Consider the following 22,568-nt stretch of genomic DNA (forward strand, 5'->3'; position numbering starts at 1 on the left):
TAATAAGTAACGTTTATAAAATAATTCCTTCCTCCCGATATTCGCTCAACTTGTTTCTAAGAGTCCGGACACCTATGTTCAACAATTTTGCAGCCCTGGTCCTGTTCCAGTTAACCTCCTCGAGTGTCTTTAGAATAAGGGCCGTTTCCATTTCCCTTACTGACATTCCTGCAGATATTGATGATGGGGCATTCTGGTTTTCTCTGCTGTCATCAATCATCATATGACCCGGCAGAAGTGTATCGCCTTCTGCAATGAGGATAGCCCTCTCAATTATATTTTCAAGTTCTCTAATGTTCCCCTTCCAATCATGATTTACCAATAGATCGCGAGCCTCGCCGGCGACCTTTGTCACGAGATCTTTATTCCCGCGTAATCTCTTGTCCTGGTGTTTTTTTATAAAGTGATCTGTAAGTTCGGGTATATCAACCTTTCTATCTCTAAGTGGAGGAAGCAGCATAGGAAATACATTTAGTCTATAATAAAGATCCTCCCTGAACCTGCCCTCTTCGACCTCCTTTTTAAGAGATCTGTTTGTAGTGGCTATCACGCGGATGTCTACATATACAGGTTCCCTCCCGCCTATGGTATCAACCTGCCTCTCCTGCAGTACCCTCAACAACTTGGCCTGAAGCGGCAGGCTCATCTCTCCAACCTCATCCAGAAGGATCGTACCGGTGTTAGCCTGGATGAATTTACCATTTCGTTTACTGACAGCTCCTGTAAATGCCCCCTTCTCATGACCAAATAATTCGCTCTCAAGGAGCCCGTCAGGTATTGCTGCGCAATTTATTGCCACAAAAGGGCACTCTGCCCTGTAACTCCTCCTGTGAATAAACCTGGCAAGCATCTCTTTCCCGGTGCCGCTCTCACCCTCTATTAGAACTGTTACATCACTGAATGCTATCTCTTCAGCTGTCTTCAACAACCTGAGCATCCCCGGGTCTTTTGTTACAATCCCGGCGGTACGTCCTTCTTCATTTGAATTATTATTTATTACCCGGGCCGACTCAATACCCCGCCTGACTAAATCCTCAAGCGCATCAACAGAAAAAGGTTTCATTATATAGTCAAAAGCGCCCAGCTTCATGGCCTCTACGGCATTATCAATTGTTCCGTATGCAGTAATAAGGACTATAGGGACATCCGGTGAGCGTCTCTTGACCTCCTTTAATACAGTGACTCCGTCACCATTCGCCATCCTAACATCAGTTATAACCATATCAAATTTTCTTAATGAAATTTTCTGTATAGCCTCGTCTCCGCAGGCGGCTACTTCTACTGTATACCCGCATCTCCTGAGTGTTTCACTCATAGCATATCGCATTTCATAGTCGTCATCCGCCAGAAGTATCGTCTGCCCCATTACTCTCCCCCTTTTGAAGGCAAATTCATCACGAAGATGCTGCCATCCCCCGGTTTGCTATATGCCTTTATAGTCCACTTATGGGCACTCATAATATTGTGTACGATAGTAAGACCTAATCCTGAACCTTTTTCCTTAGTCGTAAAAAATGGGTCGAATATTTTATCTATGTCTTTAGAATCCATACCGGAACCGGTATCCTGAACGGAGATTACAATCCCGTTATTATCCTCATCCTTAAACACTTCGACAGATAGATTACCGCCATCTGTCATTGCCTGAAGTGAATTTAAGAACAGATTAAGGAATACCTGTCTTATCAATGTCTTGTCGCAATTTATCTGAAGGTTATCAGGAAAACATTTGTTTACACTGATGTACTTCTTGTTTATCAGATACGATACATCATCGAGACTGCCTTCAATTATTGCCCCTATATTCTCCGGTTCAAGCCTGGGTTTAGGTAATTTTGTGAAATGCAGCAGGTTTGATAAAACCGTATCAATATTCCTGACGCCATAAATGATATGACCCAGCAGCTCCTGCTTATCATGATCTCCAGCCAGCTCCTTCTTTAATAAAGATGAAATCAGTTCTATACTCCCCAGCGGGTTTCGTACGTCATGTACGATTTTTGTCACCATCCATCCCATTGCCTGGAGGCGATCATCTCTCTCAAGCGTTTCCCTTTTATTTATACTTTGTAAACTCTCTGATGACTTTGACTCCAGCCCTTTATCTTTCTGTTCCATTTTGCGGTATTCCATTGTCCTTAATTTATAATCCTTCTGCCCCAAATACAATGTCCTTTAATCGTTCTTCCGATGCCTGTTTAATAAGTTTATTCGTACCTTCTGTCAGCCCTGAAAATACCTTCTTAGCCTCACCTGACCTGCCCAGTCTGAGGAGGCAATCCCCTATCATAAACTCAACTGAGTCAGAGTCTTCCTTTAAATTCGTGTCCACTATTCCTGCCCTGTATGCATCCATGGCCTCCTGATATCTCTGCATACCATAGTAGGCATTTCCAAGCAGGATATAACCCTGTGATATGGCATCACTGTTCGCCTGTTTTCTGACTCCTCCAAGCATATCTCTGAGGACAGCTATGCTGTCTTCATTTTGCGCACTGTTTAGCAGAATAGTCGCGAGCTTTAAATAGACATCAGGATAACGGTATGGGGCATCTCTCATTACTTTATAAAAGTGATTGCCTGCCTTATCATACTCTTTAAGGTTATATAACCCGTATCCTGACATGGCCCTTGCTTCATTAACCTTTCCACTTTTTGGATACTCAGAGATAAACCGTCCGAGTTGATCAACTGACTTCCTGTCCTCACCGGTCCTGCCAAAAAGGCTGCCGGAATTAAACAGCGCCTGTTCTTTCCTGCTTCCATTGATCTCAATGATGCGGTCATATATCATATGTGCGTATTTATTAAGGTGAAGGCCTTCATGCATCAATGCTATCTCCATAAGAAGTCCTTCATCCTTTATATGCGGCAGGTAATTTTTGTAGCAGGCATGGTATAACATAAGGACACCTTGCTTATCTCCGCGGTCTAACCTGTCTCTTATTTGTGTCCCAATCCTCTCAATTGAGGTACTTAGAAATACAGATGCCTCATTACTCAGAGATTTATCAGGATGCCCGATCAATTCACTATAGACATCGAATGCCTCCTGACATTTCCCCTGCACTTCCATTACCCTGGCTCTCTTTAAGCGGGACATATTAATAAGGAGATCATTACCCGACAGCGTTTCAACATCTTTATAATATTTCAGGGAGTCCTGATATGATGTAAACGCTGATTTAGACGGTGAGATTGCATTGTTATTGCCCGCTGAATTGACTTGAAACTTAATGTCACCAAGGGCCAGCATGCTTTCAAATGCTTCATTACTATCATGAAAATAATTTATTACATCGAGGAATACTTTTTCGGCCATAGCCTTTTTCCCTGAAAGTGCAAATGTCTCTCCTGCCCTTTTAAGCGCAAATCCAGCATACTCATCTGCCGGATATAAGTTGTACAAAGTAATAAACCCTTCCCTCGCCTTTACTACTTCTCCATTCTGAAACTGACACTCACTGTAATCATGCAGAATTTTTGGGTTGCCTTTTACATATCCCGGCCATTTCCTCACTCCCTCGTCAAAATATTTTTTTGCGTCGCCGAACTCATTAAGTGATAAAAGGGTCTTGCCTGTTAGAAACACCCTGTCTCTCTCCATCCCCTTTTTGTATTTAAACATGAGCAAATTAAGGTCTGATAATGCCTCGTTGTACGCCCCCTTGTTTATATTTGTTATTGCCAACAGATATTGTCCATTTTCCGCATAGTCCGTTGAGGGATACTCCTTTACTACCCGGTTGAAACTTCCTTCAGCCTCAGCAAACATATGGAGGTCAAGATATGTTTTACCTAACTCAAGAAGCATTTCCGGGATCTTCCCTTTCTCTTTTAAAGGACATGTCCGGATACCGAGTTGAAATGATCTGATCCCGCTCATTAGCATCTTTTCGTCTTTATTCTTATCCTGTATCGCAAACCAGTGGTAAATACTGCCGGTATAAAGTGATGCGATTGAGGCCGCTTCACTTTCCGGATAATTAATCACCAACTGCTCAAATTGTTTTAACGAAGCTTTATAATTACTTTTTTTAAACTCCCTTAAAGCTTCAACGAATTCTTTCTCTCCTGCGCCAGATACACTCTCTGTCCATGTAACGATTAACTTATCAGGAGTTGAAAAAACTGCAGGGGTAGTGTAAAGCACAGAGGCATATGAAGAGCATTCGGATATAATGATAAACAGACTAATGAATAATATTCGCATCAGGAATGGATATAAGCAATACGTATGCCATCATAATACCGCTTAAAAGATTTTGTAACTATATGATTTTACGTGATATTTATAAAACAGGGGGGATAGCGGTACGACGACGTCCTGTCAATTGTTTGACAAAGACCTTTCAACTTGACGTGAACGAGAAAGGTGAAATGGTTATTTCATGCATTAATATGGTAATCCAGTTTCTTCTTCTTTAGCTTTTCAACAAGGGTAGTGCGGTTTAAGGAAAGGAGTTGTGCAGCCCTGTTTTTTACACCCTGTGCCTTTTGCAGGGCCTGCAGGATAAGGTTATTCTCGAACTCTTCAACAACATCTTTCAGATTGACGCCTGTTTCAGGAAGTGTGATATACAAGGCTCCTTCACTATTGATGGTATGGGAAAGAAATTTTTTTGGCAGGTCATCAGGCGATATTGTCCCGTCACTGCTGAGTATAACAAGTCTCTCTACCAGGTTCTCAAGCTCCCTTATATTCCCGGGCCAGGGATAGGTCATTAAGATATCAATAACCTCAGGAGAAAAACCCTTTATCTCTCTTTTTTTGGACTTATTGAAGTGCTTTAAGAAGTGATCCATCAACAGTGGAATATCGTCTATTCGTTCTCTCAGAGGCGGTACTACCACAGGGATTACATTAAGACGGTAATAAAGGTCTTCCCTGAATTTTCCTTCATTGACAGCATTTTCAAGGTCAATATTGGTTGCTGCAATTATTCTGACATCCACCTTAATAGTCCTGACTCCTCCCACCCGCTCAAATTCACGCTGCTGCAAGACCCGAAGAAGTTTAACCTGAAGAGTCGGACTCATGTCCCCGATCTCATCGAGGAATATAGTCCCTCCGTCGGCAAGCTCAAATCTCCCGATACGGGTAGTGCTTGCACCTGTAAAGGCTCCTTTTTCATGCCCAAACAGTTCGCTCTCAAGCAGAGTTTCAGGAATTGCTCCGCAATTTATCGGGATCAATGGTTTATTCTTACGCGGGCTGTTATAGTGAATCGTCCTTGCAACAAGTTCTTTGCCTGTTCCACTCTCACCCAGTATGAGAATCGTACTGTCGGTTTCTGCAACCTTCTCAATGAGAGCGCAAACCTTTTGAATACCTTCACTATTTCCTATCAGATTCTCATAACCGTACTTGTTGTGCAGATTCCTTTTGAGCTGACTATTCTCTGCCTTCAGCTCTTGTAACTCCATGACACGTTTCAAAAGCATCAAAACCTCAGAACCGTTAAATGGCTTCATGAGATAATCATAGGCGCCTGCCTTCATCGCGTCTACTGCAGTAGACACAGTAGCATATCCCGTAATTACGATACACTGCAGATCAGAGTCTATCCCCTTTACATTCTTAATAACATCTATACCGCTCATCACAGGCATCATAAGGTCAGTAATTACTATATTATATTTTCCCTTGTTTACTTCGTCTATGGCTGAATGACCGTCAGCTACAGCCGTCACATTGTAGTCATTCATGGAGAGGAGGGTAACCATAGTCTCCCGGATATCCGCATCGTCATCTACCAAGAGTATACGTGGGGACTTCATGAAATTATCTTACAAATGATTGACACTAATGTCAACATTTATATGGTTGACATTTTTTTATCTTTTATGTTAAATGGGTAGCACATGGAAAATGATAGCATTGTAATTGTTGGGCGAAACACTGGTTTCGCTGAATTAAGAAAATCATGGGGAGAGAAAGGCATTGAAGTAACACTTATCAAAGATGCTCATGAGGCAAAAAAAAGAATTGGTAAAACCCCATGCAGTCTCGTTGGGCTTGCCCCGGATACATTCAACACATTTGTTTCTCAAAGCGCCCCAACCACCGTCTCTCTTAAGGATTACATAGAAAAAAGGCTTCATGACTTTATCAAACGATTCAAGTCATCAGAAGGGTCAAATCTGTATTATACACTTCTGCGTGAGATCGAGAAACCGCTCATTACAATGGTGCTCAAAGAAACCAAGGGAAATCAATTAGAGGCAGCCCATATACTCGGATTAAACAGGAATACCCTCAGAAAAAAGATAAAAGAGTTAAATATATCCCTTGACAAAATCAAATAAAGTCTGTTAATCTGTCCCCTGTTTTTTTTCACCGGAGGCAACTCAATGACAAAAGCTGAACTAACGGATAAGATAGCTATTTCCGCAGGCATAAGCAGGACAGCAGCATCAAACGCGCTGAATTCCATGCTTGAAAATATAACAAAGACCCTGCAGAAGGGGCAGAAAGTAACACTGGTCGGGTTTGGTACATTCTCAGTTCAACAGAGGAAGGCTCGCTCAGGCCGGAACCCTAAGACTGGCGAAGAGATTAAGATACCTGCAAGTAAATTACCTAAATTCACAGCCGGCACAGTCCTCAAAAATTCCCTAAAGTAGTTTTTTTATTGTTCCAGTTCCAGGACTGTGTTGCAATTCATGCATAGATACCCCTCGCCGTCTGCCATGCGGCAAGTCTCAGAAAGATATCTCATCTCATATACCATCCCGCACTTACTGCACGTAATCTGATGTCTTAACGAAGAATCAGGACTTTCAAACGCTGTACCATCTGTCTTATCATTGTCTGACACATCAACCTCCGTATCATTCTTATGTTACTCATTGCTAAATACTCATTACTCATTGCTTCTTATACTAACACTGCCCCCTTACTCCCTGATGTGACCATCCTCGCATACCGTCCGAGCCACCCCTTCTCAATCTTTGGCGCAGGCTGTTTCCACTCTGCCCTTCGTCTTACAAGTTCATCCTCACTGATCTTTACATCGAGAACCCTCTTGTTGATGTCAATACTGATAATATCCCCGTCTTTGATCAGGGCTATCGGTCCACCCTCTGCTGCCTCGGGTGATACATGGCCAATACATGCACCGCGCGTACCTCCTGAAAACCTCCCGTCAGTAATTAGCGCCACTTTATCCCCAAGCCCCATACCCATGATATTCGCTGTTGGAGCAAGCATCTCCTGCATACCCGGCCCTCCCTTGGGACCTTCAAAACGGATGATAACTACATGTCCCTCTTTAACCTTTCCCTCAAGTATACCTGCACATGCCTCTTCCTGTGACTCAAAGACAATAGCAGGCCCCTCATGCCTCAGCATAACCGGGGCCACCCCGGCAGTTTTCACTACCGCCCCTTCAGGTGCAAGATTACCAAACAGAATGGCAAGACCACCGTCTTTACTATATGCATTTTCAACTGGTCTTATGACCTCTTTGTCTTTCAACACAACACCGTCAATGTTTTCGCCAATACTCTTTAGTGTCACACTTTTCTGTCCAAGATCCAGCACCCCGTCTACCTTGCTAAGCTCTTTTAGAATAGCGCTTACCCCCCCGGCATAATGAACATCCTCTATATGCCATTGCGATGACGGACTTACCCTGCATATGTTTGGTACACGGGCCGAGAGTTCATTTATCCTGTTGAGATCATAATTAATACCTGCCTCCCAGGCTATTGCAAGTGTATGCAGGATTGTATTGGTAGAGCCTCCCATGGCCAGGTCTAACGCAAATGCATTATCAATGGCGCCCTTTGTAACAATATCCCGCGGTTTGAGATCAGCCTTAATCAGCGCTATAATCTGTTTTGCGGCCCTGCGTATCAGGTCCTCCCTTTCTCCTGATGTCGCAAGTGCAGTTCCATTGCCAGGGAGGGCAATCCCGAGGGCCTCCATAAGGCAGTTCATCGAGTTTGCAGTAAAGAGCCCGGAGCATGAGCCGCATGTGGGGCAGCCATGGTCTTCGATGTCTTTTAACTCTGTCTCAGATATCCGCCCAGCCCTGAACTCGCCAACACCTTCAAAGACAGAGATCAGGTCAACAACCTTTCCTTTGGAAGTCCTGCCTGCAGCCATAGGCCCGCCGCTCACAAATATTGTGGGGATGTTAACCCTCGTAGCCCCCATAATCATACCCGGGACTATCTTGTCGCAGTTCGGTATGCATACAAGGCCGTCGAGCATATGCGCCTGCGCCATCGTCTCTACTGAGTCAGCAATAAGCTCCCTGCTCGGAAGGGAATAAAGCATTCCCTTATGCCCCATCGCAATCCCGTCATCTACACCTATGGTGTTAAATTCAAACGGTACTCCCCCTGCCTTTCGTATCTCTTCCTTTACAATTCTGCCAAACTCCTGCAAATGGACATGACCGGGAATAATATCAATGTATGAATTAACCACGCCTATAAATGGCTTGTCAAAATCCTCATCCTTTAGACCACAAGCCTTAAGCAGGCTCCTGTGAGGAGCCCTTTCGAAACCCTTCTTTATTGTATCACTGCGCATAATCCCTCTTTCTGTAAGTTATATTTTTTGACATTATAACACTGGATCAATCATCCGGTAAAGACCAAATCCCGGAAAAATTGCCGAGCCTCTACACCTTCACATTCAGGACAGGTATCCCTATCTTCTGCCTCTTATTTTCCCCTTTGAACAATTCCACTTTTCTGACAGGCACATCCCCCCTCTCCCCTTCATGCTGTGACTGCACTCTTGCAGGAAGACTCGATGCGTGCTGAACTGTATGTTTTCCAAACCGGCATGAGAGCTCATCAACAGCGCTGTATATCCTGGCCATCTTCTCTATCCCCGGCACATCATCAAAGAGGGTGTACTGAACAGTGCCGACAGGGATAAGGCCGGCAAGGATAACACCGGTTGACCTGTAGAGTGTACCTCTCCTGTATATCTCCCTGAAGCCCTTTCTGAGCAGGCCGGTAAGCTCTGCCGGAAAGGAGGTGGGGCGATTTAATTTCAGTTCAATCCCTCTGTCCCTGAAATCCTGCATCCTCAAAAATAGAATTAACCTCGACGCTGCAAGTTTATGACGCCTTGCCTTGATGCAGGCGTTCTCAAGGTTTTTGGACAACTGGGCAAAGATAAAGGTCTCATCCATTGACGGAGGGGTAAAGGTCTTCGTCTTGCTGATTGACTTATAACTGCTCTTTGACTCACGTATAACCGGATAGACACTTCTCCCGTTTAACTCATGCCATATCTCCTGATAAGGCTTGGAGAGGTATGCCTTTATGAACTCTTCTTTGCATCCGGCAAATTCAAGGGCAGTTATTACATTAAACTTCCTAAGAAATGCAGAGGTATTAGCCCCTATCCCCCATACCTTGCCAACAGGCAGATTTGAAAGATACCTGTGTATATCTCTCCCGGGAATTACCGTGAGGCCGCCTGGTTTTTTATACTTTGACGCCACCTTGGCAAGTACCTTGGTAAGGCTGACACCTATGGAAACACTTATCCCCAGCTCCCTTGCAACCGTATCCTGTATCCGTCCGGCAATATCTGAATAAGGGCCATGAAAACTCCTCCTCAGGCCGGTAAGATCAACAAATACTTCATCTATGGAATACTCCTCAACATCAGGTGAAAAACGACGGAGTATCTCAAACATCCTTATGGAGAAGAGGCTGTAGGTCTCATAATCAGACGGAAGCAGCACAACATCCGGACAGACCTTTTTTGCCTCAAACAATCGCATCCCGCGCTCCACCCCCATGGCCTTTGCCTCATAACTTGCCGCAGCAACTATACCCCGCTCCTTTCCTGTTATAACAGGCCTGCCTCTAAGTTCAGGATGTATTGCCTGCTCACAGGATGCAAAAAAAGCATCCGCATCCATATGCATTATGGCCCTGGGCCATGAGTGTATTGTAATCATGTCATGCTCATATGTTGCTACATGTTGACGGTAGCACCAACCATGATAGCCATATAGTTTCGCACACAAAGTTGACGCTCAAAAATGCCCAGGTGCAAGGAAGGACGCCGCACGACCCATTGCATTTACTACGCAGCAATGGGTACCCCGTATTTTTCAGCGTCAACTACTTATACTTCCTCACCACTGCCGTTACCACCCCTGCAATCTTCAACTCACTTTTAGGCCTTATCGTCTTATACTTTGGATTTGCAGGGACCAGCGTCGCCATATCCCCGCGCTTTCTCAGGTACTTCATGGTCCACTCCCCATCTACCTCGGCAATCACGATATTGCCGCTTTTGGGGGCCTGAGACCTGTCTACTATAACCATGTCACCTGGAAGTATACCGGCCTCAATCATGGAATCACCGGAGACCTTCAGCAAAAATGTAGCCTCACGGTTCTCTACAAGGAGGTCATCAAAAGACAATGTGTCCGCCAACTCTTCCTCGGCCGCGCTTGGGAATCCGGCCTCCACAGTCCCAAGGACCCTGATACCTGATACTAATGAGCGTGGGATAAGCCTCCCTGTATGATCCCTTTCAACCACCCCCATTTCTTCAAGCCTGTTTACAAATTTGAATACAGAATTCTTTGACCTTAGCCCAAGCATCTCCCCTATCTCGGAAAAACTTGGCATACGCCCCTGCTGCTTATAGAACCGGACTACGGCATTAAACCTCGATTTTAACTTAGCCTCTCTCCTATGTTCCTGCTTCACTCGAAATAGCCTTTCAAATCCCCCCCTGACCCCCTTTTCTAAAGTGGGGCAACTAATTTCCCCCTTTGAAAAAGGGGGATTAAGGGGGATTATTTCCATGTACCTTGTGAGCCCGCGGCTCATGACTGTTCATCCGAGAATCACCTTGAGATCAAGTATAGGTGAACGTTCGTTCACTGTCAAGGGGCATATCATCATTTATTGCAATAAACCGCTTTATTACAGTAATATGTCAGCATGATAGAAAACCATCGCCTGCGGGAGACTGCCCTCCTCTTTCTCAAACTCGGCCTCACCGCATTCGGCGGTCCTGCGGCTCATATAGGCATGATGCGGGACGAGGTAGTAAAACGCCGTAAATGGGTGGATGATCAACACTTCCTTGACATGCTCGGGGCTACAAATCTTATACCCGGCCCCAACTCAACGGAAATGACTATCCACCTCGGATATATCCGGGCCGGGTGGAAAGGACTAATAGCCGGCGGTACATGCTTCGTTCTTCCTGCCATGATAATGGTCATGGCAATAGCGTGGGCATATGTAAGTTTTGGCACAACTCCCGAGGTGTCGTGGCTCCTCTACGGAGTCAAACCAGTAGTCATAGCGATAATAGTGCAGGCACTCTGGGGGTTAGGGCGAACGGCAGTTAAAGGGGTGTTAACTGCAATGATTGGTCTTACCGTGCTTATACTCTATTTTCTTGGTGTTAACGAGATACTACTCCTTTTTTCCGGCGGGTTTGTTGCAATAATTGCGAAGAACCTCCCCGGACAATACAACAGGAGCCTCTCACAAGTTATTGCGCCGGCAGGAGGATTCGCATTGCCTGCAGCATTGACTGTCATTACTCCCATCAAGTTATCACACCTGTTCCTGATATTCCTCAAGATCGGCTCAGTATTGTATGGAAGCGGATATGTGCTTCTCGCCTTTCTGCGTGCTGATTTTGTAACCCGCCTCGGCTGGCTCACAGACCAGCAATTGATTGACGCCATAGCAATCGGCCAGCTAACGCCGGGGCCTGTGTTTACTACAGCGACCTTCATAGGTTATATCCTCGGGGGCCTTCCAGGGGCAATACTCGCAACCGTCGGCATCTTTCTGCCCTCGTTTATCTTTGTAGCCATCAGCAATCCATTCATCCCCCGCATCAGACAATCTCCCCGTATAAGTGCCTTTCTGGATGGCGTAAACATTTCATCCCTCGGTCTTATGGCCGCAGTAACGATTCAGTTAAGCAAAACATCCCTCATAGACCCCCTTACGGTTATTATTGCCATCCTATCCGTAATCCTGCTCGTCTACTTAAAAGTCAATTCAACATGGCTCATATCAGGAGGCGCTGCTGCCGGCCTCATCAGAAGCTTCCTGGCATAAATACCCACTTACAATGCATTGACACCCGTCCGTCAATTTGATATTATTACATCATACTTTCGTAATTTCTAAATTACAGAAAGACTATAAAGGGTAAACTATGGAAAAAGAGATATACGAGATGCATGCGAGCATTTGCCAGATTATGGCGAATGCAAAGAGGCTCGAGATTATCAGCATCCTTGGCAACCGGGAATTATCAGTCGGTGAGCTTGCTGAAAAGATGGATATCAGGATGGCCAATCTCTCCCAGCATCTGTCTATAATGAAGGCAAAGGGAATCCTCAAATCCCGCAGGGAAGGTGTGAGCATCTATTATCGCATTGCAAACCCGAAGGTGGTACAGGCCTGCAAATTGATGCGTGATGTTATGATGGAACAGATCAGGGAAAAGGGGCAGCTATCGGTGTCAGGTTAATCTATTGACACAAACATACCATATTGGTATTTTATATCTGTGCTGTTCACCCTCATGCATATTATTCATCTCCTTACCGTCATAATCTGGATCGGCGGTCTAAGCTTCATTACTATTATTATCATTCCTATGCTCATCAAATGGGATGACCCGTTACAGAAGGTGCTAACTTTTCAAAGGATAGAACACAGATTTGCCCCTGTCGCAAGGGTTTATAATGTCATTACCGGTTTAACCGGTTTCGTGATGGTCTATCTCACAGGGTGGCACAAGCTCTATCTTACAGCAAAGGGTCTGCCATTACTCATCATGACCCTTATATGGCTGATCTGGTTTATAATGCTATTCGGTCTCGAACCACTTATCGTAAAGAAGATGCTCGACAGGATGGTAAAAAGCGGTGTAAAGATCGAGATAGAGGCAGTATTTTCCAGGATGAACGCGATGCATTGGATCCTGCTGACACTATCACTCGCAGCATCCGTAGCAGGAATAGTCTTCGCACATAGCTATTATTAGAAAACATCTCTTCACAGAATCAGGTAAATATATGCCATGATTACCAGAACACTCAGGGCAGTACTCGTATCAGTAGTCCTCATGCTGACATTCACTGGATGCAATGAAAATACCTCCCGCCGGTCGCACCAGGTTTCTAAGGGTCTTAAAACAATAGCAACAGGCCTTGATTTTCCTCTTTATCTCACAACGGCACCTGATGATAATAACCGGCTTTTTATTGTTGAAAAAGGCGGACTCATCCGTATTATAAAATATGGTGTTTTATTAGAGACCCCCTTCCTGGATATCCGTAAACTTGTCTCAAACGGTAATGAACAGGGTCTCCTTGGACTTGCCTTTGATCCCGGATATGTAAGAAATCACCGATTTTATGTAAGCTACACTGACAATGCCGGTGATTCCAGAATCGTACGTTATCTTGTCACCGGCAATCCGGATATCGCTCAGGCTGCTCCAGACCTTGTCCTCCTGACAATTGACCAGCCATTTCCCAATCATAACGGCGGGAATATAGTCTTCGGACCGGATGGTTATCTGTATATTGGAATGGGTGATGGTGGTTCTGGAAACGACCCACAGGGTAATGGCCAGGATATGACAGATTTACTTGGATCTCTGCTGAGGATTGATGTACGACCTCAGGGAAATTATACCATTCCGGTTGACAACCCCTTCATTAGTCAGCCGTCTGCCAGACCAGAGCTATGGGATATTGGACTGCGGAACCCATGGCGGTTTAGCTTCGACCGCAAGACAGGGGATCTCTATATTGCTGATGTTGGACAGAATGCACGTGAAGAGATTGACATAGCCCCTGCCTCGCAAGGCGGTGGTAAGGGCGCAAACTATGGCTGGAATATCATGGAGGGTACCATCTGCACACCCGGAATTAATCCCGGCTGTCAAAAAACAGGACTGACAATGCCGGTTCTGGATTATGACCACAGCGGCAACGCTTGTTCCATCACAGGAGGTTATGTCTACCGGGGATCCGACATCCCTGAGTTTCAAGGGACCTATTTCTATGCAGACTACTGTGCCGGATGGGTAAAGAGCTTTGTTTACAGCAATGGTACTATCACGGACAACAAGGATTGGAAATCACTCAGGCCAGGCGGCTATATCACCTCCTTTGGAGAAGATGGACAGGGTGAACTCTATATACTCACTTCTCAGGGCGGTGTCTATCGTATTGATGCTGCCGTTCTTTCTCCGTAAGGATATTCGCTTGTTTCACAATAGTAACCACATGCCTATAGTGTGCCGTTTACCAGGATTTTATCAGCTGCATATGATCCTTGTCATAGCAAACAGGATTTCCACCGTATTAAAATGATGTGATCAGAAATGAATTTGGGAGGAAGTATTTCCAATGATTGCCACAGATGCATTGAAGAAAGATCACAGGGTAATTGAAAAGATGCTCAGGTTGCTTGAATCAGCATCTAAGAAGTTGGAGAATGGTGAAAATGTGCCAGTTGATATACTCAATAAGGCATTGGATTTCATCAGGAATTTCGCTGACAATTATCATCATGGCAAAGAAGAGGATATCCTGTTCAAGATCATGGGGGAGAAAGGATTTGCCAAAGAAGGCGGTCCTATTGCCGTAATGCTCGATGAACATAATACAGGCAGGGGCTATACACGGGCATTGTCAGAAGGGATTGATAAATACGCATCCGGCGATATTAATGCAATAAAGGAAATAGCTGAGAATGCCCGGAATTACACGCGTCTTTTAGCCACCCATATCATGAAGGAAGACAACATCCTCTATACGATGGCGGATAAAATACTACCGGAAGATCAGCAGGAAGAACTGCTTAATAAATTTGCAGCTGCAGAAATGGACCAATTAGGCATCGAACTGTTACAATACTATTTGAATATGCCGGATCAACTGATCAAATCAATCACCTGACAATTCCTGTTCATCTGCATCAAACCTTATATGTCTTTCCTCCATAGTTAAGCAGCTTACCGCTGATAAACACCGCTTGACACGTATTACGAGTTTGGATTATTTTTATACAACATGAATCCATATGACAAATTTCTTTATCCTAGTTATGCATATCCCCAGTCGCATCCCGATAATCTTGCGACATTAGCCACTTTATTTGGAATGGAACATGCTCCTGCAGACCGCTGCCGTGTTCTTGAACTGGGCTGCGGAAGCGGAGGCAATATAATCCCTATGGCCCTTGGATTACCGGAAAGCAGGTTTGTAGGTATAGACCTTGCAGAGGTCCCAATTACTGAAGGACAGGCTATGATTAATACCCTTTGTCTGAAAAATATCATTCTCAGAAAAATGGATATTATGGATGTCTCTGCTGAACTGGGACAATTCGATTACATCATTGCCCACGGACTGTTTTCATGGGTTCCGCCTCTGGTACAGGATAAGATTTTTTCCATTTGTAAAGACCTGCTGCTTCCGAATGGGATAGCGTATATTAGTTATAATACTTACCCCGGTTACCACCTGCAAGGTATGGTACGGGAGATAATGCGCTTTCACTCCACCCAAATTGATGAACCTAAGGAGAAGATCAGCCATGCGCTGAATTTCGTTAAATTTTTATCAGAGTCAATTCCAGATAACACATACAGGTTAATCCTGAAAGAGGCAGTGGAACAAATGGGAAAAAGACGGGATGAGGGTATATACCACGATGAACTTGCTGAGTTTAATCTGCCGGTCTATTTTTACAGTTTTATGGAACGTGCTGAGAATCACGGCTTGCAGTATTTATCCGAAGCTAACTTCTACGACATGCAGGAGTCATTCCCTTCGGAAGTCACAGATACCCTTAGCACCCTCGCAAAAGACAGCGTGGTACTGAAGGAGCAATACCTCGATTTCCTCAAATGCCGGAGGTTCAGACGCTCTCTCCTCTGCCGGCAGGGTCTCAATCTTAATCGGACACCTCAGCCGGAACAGATGTATAATTTCTATATAGCATCTTCAGCACAGACTATGTCACAATTATCTGACATAACATCAGAGACAGAGGAAGAATTCCGAAATGCTCAAGGGGCTTCAATGAAGACAGGACACCCGCTTGCAAAAGCCGCAATAGCAGAGTTAGCCAATGCCTGGCCAGCGTCACTTGATTTCCATGAATTATTGAACCGCGTAAGAAATCGTTTTCAAGGCAAAAATGTCGCTGCGCTTGAAGGAGATGAAACTTCTCTATCCAAAATAATATTATGGACATATGCTGCAGGGCTCGTAGAATTACATACTTATCAACCGGCCTTTACGCTGGATATTAGCGAACGTCCTGTTGCAAGTCCTCTGGCGCGGCTGCAATTGCTGAGCGGCAACCGTATCACTAACCTGCGTCATACGAGCGTGCAAATGGAAGGCCCTCTCGAACAACGGCTGTTGCTGCTATTGGATGGCACCAGGGATCGTACAGCCATATTGAATGAATTGGCCAATCTGGTTGAGTCCGGAGCAGCATCATTGCGCATGAATGATGTTGAGGTAAGGGACAGATCAGAAGCAATTGATATCCTCAGTAAAGGACTGGAGACTTCACTCAAACAGATATCACGTCTCGCGTTACTTGTAGAATAATATCTATGCAGTTGCTGAATAGAAAACTCCACGCGTTTCTTTGAATGTTACTGACACAAACTCAGCGCCAATAATGTACTCTGTCTCTCCATTGTAAAGCGACTTACTTGCATTGTTAATTTTCACAATGCCTTTTAACCAGGAACCGCTGATCTTAATAAACATGCCATGGCTGAGCTTACTGAAACACTTGAAGCGAATACCGTTCCTGGACAGATCAATCATCTCAGCAATATTACCCTTCTGAGGCCATGTTGTGTAATAATAAAACTTGTCTGATTTTTTAATTCTTGGCCCGGATCTCTTGCATTCTCTTTCAAATTGATCAACTCCAAACTTCTTTAAAGGGCTTTTACATGTTGGACAACATCCCTTTGAGCTATCATCACGTGAGAGCGGCCTCTTACAGAAACTGCAGTAACTTGTAATTTTTAGCGCTCTGTTTATACCCGAATTGCTGAAAGTATTATTAGTGTATTTTTCTAACATCATTTTATCGTATTCCCGTCTTTTAGCTTCATCTTTGAGTGATTCATACGCCTCATTTATCACTTGCGCCTTCCATTTTTCTCCACCAAGATCCGGGTGCTGTTTTAATTCTAACATAATCGCTTTATAACTTGCCCGAATAACCTCGAATGGAGCATCAGGCTGAACCTGCAGCACACGATAGTAATTGCGTCTGTTTTTCATAACCTCTCTGAAATTCAGCAGTTATTTGATGATTTTCTGTTTTTATGGCAGAAAGAAATTTGCTTATTTATAAAAAGCACTGGAATAATTTCTATTGTATAACAGTATCTTGTTGGCATAACAGGTCTCCTTAAAAATTATTACCTCATATATACCACAATAACCATGTTTGCTACAAGGAGCATCTTGAGACAGCAATAGGCCAGCGCATTTATGGTCAACGGTGACCGGAAGACTTTAAAGTTGAATATTTCAAAACGGAATGAGAATACGGAAGATAACCCTGTATCATTTTATTCTCAACTCATCTCCCGTCAGAAAAGTTAATAAACCTTGGGACCCGTATGATCCAGCAGATCGTGGCGCTGTGATTACTTCAATTACCCGCATTCGATTCGATTTTTCTCACTTTTTTTCCTTGATATTCCTTTAGCGCTGAAAGGAGCAGGAGTTCAAGAAATAGATATGATTTCAGGCCTTGAGTTGGTACAATAGAGCAAGAAAACTGACAGGATAATGTAATGAATAAGAAAACCCCGACGCGGAAGGCAATTAAAACGAAAAAAATGCGCTCTCTGCATGATTACGTGTCAGAGGTATCGGAACAGACTGATGTGAGGGTTGGTATGCCATTGCCTATGGGAACCTATGCACGCGGTGATGGGGTGAACTTTGCTTTCTTCAGCCGGCACGCCAGCCGGGTTCGTCTCGAGCTGTTTGATCATCCCGAAGATGCCGTGGCAGCGAGGGTGATTGATCTTGACCCCGCGCGCTACCGCACGGGCGACGTCTGGCATGTCTGGATTAAGGGGATCCGGACTGGCCAGCTGTATGCCTGGCGCGTGGACGGTCCGTATCAACCCTGGAACGGGCATCGTTTCAATTTCAACAAGCTTCTCATAGATCCCTTGGCAACGGCGATCTCGCCGCTGCCTGATTGGGATTTTGCCCCGGCACAGGGATATGACCAGTCTTCACCGGAACGAGACGTTGTCTGTTCGAAAACAGATGATGCGGGAGCCATGCCGAAATGCGTGTTCACCCATGAGCATTTCCACTGGCATGAGGACCATCCGCCCAGGCATCCATGGTCGAACACGGTCATTTATGAAACACACGTGCGCGGCTTCACTATCCATCCCAGCTCCGGTGTGCAACATCCAGGCACTTACCGCGGCCTCATGGAAAAGATCCCATATTTAAAAGAACTTGGGGTTACGGCCGTGGAATTGATGCCAGTGCAGGAATTCAATGAACATCAGGTGACAGCAATCAATCCGCAAACAGGCCAGCCGCTTGTTAATTACTGGGGCTACAATCCTGTGGCCTTCCTTGCTCCGAAAGCATCCTACAGCAGCTCCGGAGGCATGGGTCAGCAGAAACTGGAATTCAAGGAAATGGTCCAGGCCTTTCATGGGGCAGGAATCGAGGTAATCCTGGACGTGGTCTTCAATCATACGGCCGAGGGCAACGAAGAGGGGCCTACACTCTGTTTCCGGGGGATTGATAACACTATCTTCTACATGCTGGCAGACGATAAACGTTCATACAGGAACTACACTGGCACCGGCAACACCATCAATGCCAACCATCCCGTCGTGCGGGACCACATACTGAGAGCGCTGCGCTACTGGGTGGTGGAAATGCATGTAGATGGATTTCGTTTTGACCTGGCCGCAGTGCTTGGCCGGGGCCGTTCCGGAGACTTGCTGCCCAATCCCCCGCTTCTTGAGGGGATCGCCGAGGACCCCATCTTAAGGGATGTGAGAATCATCGCCGAGGCGTGGGATGCCGCAGGAGCGTATGAAGTCGGGAGCTTCTCCGAACGACGCTGGGCGGAGTGGAACGGCCGGTACCGTGATGACGTCCGGCGGTTCTGGCGAGGTGATGATGGTATGCTTGGTCTGTTTGCCAGCCGTATTTGCGGCAGCGCCGACATCTACACCAGGTCAGGCAAAGGCCCTGAAAGCAGCATCAATTTTATCACATGCCACGACGGCTTCACTTTGAATGACCTGGTGAGCTATAACCACAAGCACAATGAAGCAAACGGGGATAACAACCGTGACGGGACAAGCGAGAACTTCAGCGAGAACAACGGCGCTGAAGGCGAGACAGCGGATGCCGGGATAGAGGCCTTGCGGAAACGCCAGATAAAGAACTTCCTGCTGACCCTGTTAATCTCTCGAGGGGTTCCGATGCTGCTCGGCGGGGACGAATTTCGCCGGACGCAAGGCGGCAATAACAACGCCTACTGTCAGGACAACGAAATGAGCTGGTATGACTGGAACTGCCTGGAGAGGCACAGGGAAGTCTACCGGTTTACCCGCGGCATGATCGCCTTTCGCCGTTACCACCCGATTCTGAGCACAGAGCAATTCTACATGGACACCGGGATCCAATGGTTTGGCCCGCAGGGAGGATTGCCACGCTGGACAGATCCGAAAGAAAAACAGGTTGCCTGCCTGATCCATGAAGATGAGCAGGCTGCACTTTGCCTGATGTTCAATGCCGGCACCACCGCAGTAGATTTTTGTTTGCCTTCTGTACCTCCGGGGGAGCGGTGGTTTCTGGCCGTTGACACATCCCACGAAGCGCCGCAGGATCTGTTTGCAGCGGGCGAGGAACCGCTCTGGGAAGATCATCAAACGTACCGTATGGGTCCACATTCGAGCGCCATACTTCTGGTTCGAAGAATGGACTGACAGAGCAAGTAGATATAGACATGAACACAAATACAAAGGCACTTGATCCGGAACTGCTGCGCAAGATGGATGCCTGCCGGCGAGCTGGGCTATTAGCAAGGAAAGGATAATGGAGACCGGCTTTATTCATGACTAAACAGGCAACTGAGCTAAGATATGCGGTACGCTTACGGGTGGTTTTGAAGTATTTCGGTCAACTGTGCCTTGTCCTTGCCGTACTGACGGTCCTGCCGCTGGTCATATCGGTGATCTATGGCGAGACGGACGCTGTCCTGCGTTATGGCATTGTGGTTGGCGGACTCGCGGCCCTGGGAGCAAGCCTGGCACGGCTGCGGGCGCCGGCCAGTGTGCAGGCTAATGAAGGCATGGTGCTGGTGGCGCTGATGTTTCTCTCTACGCCGCTCGTTATGGCCTATCCGATGATGGGCTTCGGGTTGAGTTTTCCGGATGCCTTTTTTGAAGCCGTCTCGGGAGTGACTACCACAGGTCTGAGCATGAAGGCAACGCTCATCGGTGCATCGCCTGTTTTTCTCTTCAGCCGCGCCTGGATGCAATGGTATGGGGGACTGGGCTTTGTCGTGCTGGCTCTGGCTCTGGTGGTAAAGCCCGGGCTGCTGGCCAAAGGTCTTGCCGTAACCGAGGTTGGAGAAGACAATTTGGTCGGCAATACGAAAACCCACGCGCGGCACGTCCTCATCGTGTATGGGTCGCTGACCGTCATCGGCATTGCTGGTTCGTTGCTGGCTGGACTGGGACTGTTCGATGCGGTATTATACATATTTGCATCGGTCTCGACCGGAGGCTTTGCGACTCATGACGGCAGCCTGGCAACATTAGGTTTGCCTGCGCAGGCGTGGATCACACTTATCTGTCTCGCGGGGGCAATCCCTCTGACGCTCTACTACCGGATATTCTGGCAAAAACGGCGTATTGCGATAGATGGGCTGCAACTTCTGTCTGTAGTAATTGCCGCAATTGTCGTCACTCTTCTGATGGGCGCAGGCATGCGGTTACGGGAGGGAATGCCATGGGCACAAGTTCTTCATCATGCGCCGCTTCTGGCCTTTTCCGCGCAGACTACAACCGGTTTTTCATCCATAACGGTTTCACAACTCGATCCCTATTCCAAGCTGGTGGCGATCTTCTCGATGATCGCGGGCGGAGGGGTCGGGTCCACGGCCGGGGGATTCAAGCTGCTGCGGCTCCTGATAGCAGCCAGTGTGCTCAGGTTTATCATCGTACGCTCGTGCCTGCCGCGGCACGCTGTATTGGAACCACGGCTGCCGGGACGTCGTTTGCAGGGAGAAGAGATTCAGGAAGCGTTGATGCTGATTTTCATGTTCATAGTTGTCGTCGCTGTGTCATGGCTGCAGTTTGTCGCGCTGGGATACCCTGCTCTGGACTCGTTGTTTGAAGTTGTTTCGGCAACGGGAACCGTGGGACTTTCGGTGGGAATCACAAGTACCGATTTACCAGCCCTCCTCAAGGCGGTCCTGTGTACGGATATGCTGTTGGGACGACTGGAAATCATTGCCTGGCTCGTGATGATGTTCCCGGGAACGTGGGTTGGCAGAAGAATGGAGGCAAAATGAGAATAGTGTTTATTGGAGCCGATGAAGTCAGCATTGAAACTGCTAAGGCTCTTGTCAGGAAGAACCACGAAGTCATCATCATCGAGACCGACAGGGTAAAAATAGATGAATTGTCTGAAGAGATGGATTGCAGTTTTCTGCTGGGAGATGGCAGCCGTCCAAACATCCTGCGCGAGGTGAATCCCGAACAGACCGACATCCTCTTTTGCCTGACGGGCAGCGACCAGACCAACGTCATTGCCAGCCTCGTCGGCCGGTCCCTCGGCTTCAAGCGAGTAGTGACGAGCATTGCCGATGAGCAATTCGAGGGCATCTGCCGCGAGCTGGGGCTCGGGGACACGATCATCCCCTCTCGCACAATCAGCCGTTACCTGCAGGATATGGTCGGCGGAGGTAAAAACGTCGAGTTGTCCACGGTTCTTAAGGACGAGGCCCGTTTTTTTACATTCACCGCCAGGGAAGAAGACGCCGTTGCCGTCAAAGAGCTGAAGCTGCCTGCAGATGCCCGAGTCATTTGCTATTATCGGGAAAACAAGTTTGCCATCTCCGATGATGAGACGATGCTGCGGCCGGGCGATGAGATAGTGATCCTGACACACAGCAGGAACCTTGGCAACCTGGAAAAACGCTGGCACCCAAAGCAACTGCTGCATGAGTCAAGGGAGTGACCTGTAAGTATGGCAGACGAAACCATTTTTATTTTGCTGTTCGTTGTGGAGACAGCTGTGGAATTCTTTATAATAGCTCTATAACGTAATTATCCCGGTTAATAAAGTAAGAAGTATGCAAAAAAAGACTCGGATATTTACAGCCTCCTCCAAATTGCATTGTAATCACCTTGGTAAATTCTTATGAGGTGTGCTCATCACACCCCTGAATCTAAGATGCATGGAGCCGAGGAGGGGAATTGAACCCCCAACCTACGCATTACGAATGCGTTGCTCTACCATTGAGCTACCTCGGCA

20 protein-coding genes and 1 tRNA gene are annotated in these 22,568 nt (G+C 46.4%); 11 read left to right on the forward strand and 10 right to left on the reverse strand.

The window, feature by feature from the left end:
• Window positions 1-13: 13 nt before the first annotated feature.
• The 4 genes from IT392_06610 to IT392_06625 all read right to left on the reverse strand — a co-directional run bounded on the left by IT392_06610 (window position 14) and on the right by IT392_06625 (window position 5,781).
• Window positions 14-1,366 (reverse strand): sigma-54-dependent Fis family transcriptional regulator, encoded by a 1,353-nt coding sequence (locus IT392_06610; protein ID MCC6544161.1) that lies wholly within the window; start codon window positions 1,364-1,366, stop codon window positions 14-16.
• Window positions 1,366-2,133, reverse strand: a complete 768-nt coding sequence (locus IT392_06615) for a hypothetical protein (GenBank protein MCC6544162.1) — start codon at window positions 2,131-2,133, stop codon at window positions 1,366-1,368. The genes IT392_06610 and IT392_06615 overlap by 1 nt, the downstream gene beginning before the upstream one ends.
• A 10-nt stretch (window positions 2,134-2,143) precedes the next feature.
• Window positions 2,144-4,153, reverse strand: a complete 2,010-nt coding sequence (locus IT392_06620) for a tetratricopeptide repeat protein (protein MCC6544163.1) — start codon at window positions 4,151-4,153, stop codon at window positions 2,144-2,146.
• A gap of 236 nt (window positions 4,154-4,389) precedes the next feature.
• Window positions 4,390-5,781: a sigma-54-dependent Fis family transcriptional regulator gene (locus IT392_06625; GenBank protein ID MCC6544164.1), complete on the reverse strand. Its 1,392-nt coding sequence runs from the start codon at window positions 5,779-5,781 to the stop codon at window positions 4,390-4,392.
• A gap of 84 nt (window positions 5,782-5,865) precedes the next feature.
• On the opposite strand from IT392_06625, the gene IT392_06630 reads away from it, so the two are divergent.
• Entirely contained in the window at window positions 5,866-6,309 is a 444-nt protein-coding gene (locus IT392_06630) for a hypothetical protein (GenBank protein MCC6544165.1), read from the forward strand.
• 45 nt (window positions 6,310-6,354) lie between these two features.
• Window positions 6,355-6,627, forward strand: a complete 273-nt coding sequence (locus IT392_06635; GenBank protein ID MCC6544166.1) for an HU family DNA-binding protein — start codon at window positions 6,355-6,357, stop codon at window positions 6,625-6,627.
• A 5-nt stretch (window positions 6,628-6,632) separates the two neighbouring features.
• On the opposite strand, the gene IT392_06640 is transcribed toward IT392_06635, so the two are convergent.
• The 4 genes from IT392_06640 to lexA all read right to left on the reverse strand — a co-directional run bounded on the left by IT392_06640 (window position 6,633) and on the right by lexA (window position 10,824).
• Entirely contained in the window at window positions 6,633-6,821 is a 189-nt protein-coding gene (locus IT392_06640; protein MCC6544167.1) for a hypothetical protein, read from the reverse strand.
• 59 nt (window positions 6,822-6,880) lie between these two features.
• A complete protein-coding gene (ilvD, locus tag IT392_06645; GenBank protein MCC6544168.1) occupies window positions 6,881-8,545 on the reverse strand; it encodes a dihydroxy-acid dehydratase in 1,665 nt (554 codons plus the stop codon).
• Between the two features lie 91 nt (window positions 8,546-8,636).
• The gene (locus tag IT392_06650) at window positions 8,637-9,938 is read right to left on the reverse strand and encodes a DNA polymerase IV (GenBank protein MCC6544169.1); all 1,302 of its coding nucleotides are present in this window, start codon (window positions 9,936-9,938) and stop codon (window positions 8,637-8,639) included.
• A gap of 166 nt (window positions 9,939-10,104) precedes the next feature.
• Entirely contained in the window at window positions 10,105-10,824 is a 720-nt protein-coding gene (gene lexA, locus IT392_06655; protein ID MCC6544170.1) for a repressor LexA, read from the reverse strand.
• A gap of 114 nt (window positions 10,825-10,938) precedes the next feature.
• On the opposite strand from lexA, the gene IT392_06660 reads away from it, so the two are divergent.
• The 6 genes from IT392_06660 (at window position 10,939) to IT392_06685 (ending at window position 16,613) form a co-directional block, all read left to right on the forward strand.
• Window positions 10,939-12,081, forward strand: a complete 1,143-nt coding sequence (locus tag IT392_06660; protein ID MCC6544171.1) for a chromate transporter — start codon at window positions 10,939-10,941, stop codon at window positions 12,079-12,081.
• Window positions 12,082-12,181: 100 nt separating this feature from the next.
• Window positions 12,182-12,499 (forward strand): helix-turn-helix transcriptional regulator, encoded by a 318-nt coding sequence (locus tag IT392_06665; protein MCC6544172.1) that lies wholly within the window; start codon window positions 12,182-12,184, stop codon window positions 12,497-12,499.
• Between the two features lie 54 nt (window positions 12,500-12,553).
• A complete protein-coding gene (locus IT392_06670; GenBank protein MCC6544173.1) occupies window positions 12,554-13,018 on the forward strand; it encodes a hypothetical protein in 465 nt (154 codons plus the stop codon).
• Between the two features lie 81 nt (window positions 13,019-13,099).
• Complete coding sequence (locus IT392_06675; protein MCC6544174.1) at window positions 13,100-14,239, forward strand: PQQ-dependent sugar dehydrogenase; 1,140 nt, start codon at window positions 13,100-13,102, stop codon at window positions 14,237-14,239.
• Between the two features lie 154 nt (window positions 14,240-14,393).
• Window positions 14,394-14,945: a hemerythrin domain-containing protein gene (locus IT392_06680; GenBank protein MCC6544175.1), complete on the forward strand. Its 552-nt coding sequence runs from the start codon at window positions 14,394-14,396 to the stop codon at window positions 14,943-14,945.
• 114 nt (window positions 14,946-15,059) lie between these two features.
• Window positions 15,060-16,613: a methyltransferase regulatory domain-containing protein gene (locus tag IT392_06685; GenBank protein MCC6544176.1), complete on the forward strand. Its 1,554-nt coding sequence runs from the start codon at window positions 15,060-15,062 to the stop codon at window positions 16,611-16,613.
• A 3-nt stretch (window positions 16,614-16,616) separates the two neighbouring features.
• On the opposite strand, the gene IT392_06690 is transcribed toward IT392_06685, so the two are convergent.
• Window positions 16,617-17,306 carry a DnaJ domain-containing protein gene (locus IT392_06690; GenBank protein ID MCC6544177.1) on the reverse strand — a complete coding sequence of 230 codons (690 nt, stop codon included), beginning with the start codon at window positions 17,304-17,306 and terminating at the stop codon, window positions 16,617-16,619.
• 521 nt (window positions 17,307-17,827) lie between these two features.
• Here IT392_06690 and glgX point away from each other — a divergent pair.
• The 3 genes from glgX to IT392_06705 all read left to right on the forward strand — a co-directional run bounded on the left by glgX (window position 17,828) and on the right by IT392_06705 (window position 22,271).
• The gene (gene glgX, locus IT392_06695; GenBank protein MCC6544178.1) at window positions 17,828-20,011 is read left to right on the forward strand and encodes a glycogen debranching protein GlgX; all 2,184 of its coding nucleotides are present in this window, start codon (window positions 17,828-17,830) and stop codon (window positions 20,009-20,011) included.
• Between the two features lie 128 nt (window positions 20,012-20,139).
• On the forward strand, window positions 20,140-21,603 hold the full coding sequence (locus IT392_06700) for a TrkH family potassium uptake protein (GenBank protein ID MCC6544179.1): 1,464 nt from the start codon (window positions 20,140-20,142) through the stop codon (window positions 21,601-21,603).
• Complete coding sequence (locus tag IT392_06705) at window positions 21,600-22,271, forward strand: TrkA family potassium uptake protein (GenBank protein ID MCC6544180.1); 672 nt, start codon at window positions 21,600-21,602, stop codon at window positions 22,269-22,271. Before IT392_06700 ends, IT392_06705 begins: the two co-directional genes overlap by 4 nt.
• Window positions 22,272-22,492: 221 nt before the next feature.
• Here the strand turns inward: IT392_06705 and IT392_06710 are convergent.
• Window positions 22,493-22,567 (reverse strand) — tRNA-Thr (locus IT392_06710).
• Window position 22,568: the final 1 nt, after the last annotated feature.

It is taken from the genome of Nitrospirota bacterium (assembly GCA_020846775.1).
Taxonomy (GTDB): Bacteria; Nitrospirota; 9FT-COMBO-42-15; order HDB-SIOI813; family HDB-SIOI813; genus RBG-16-43-11.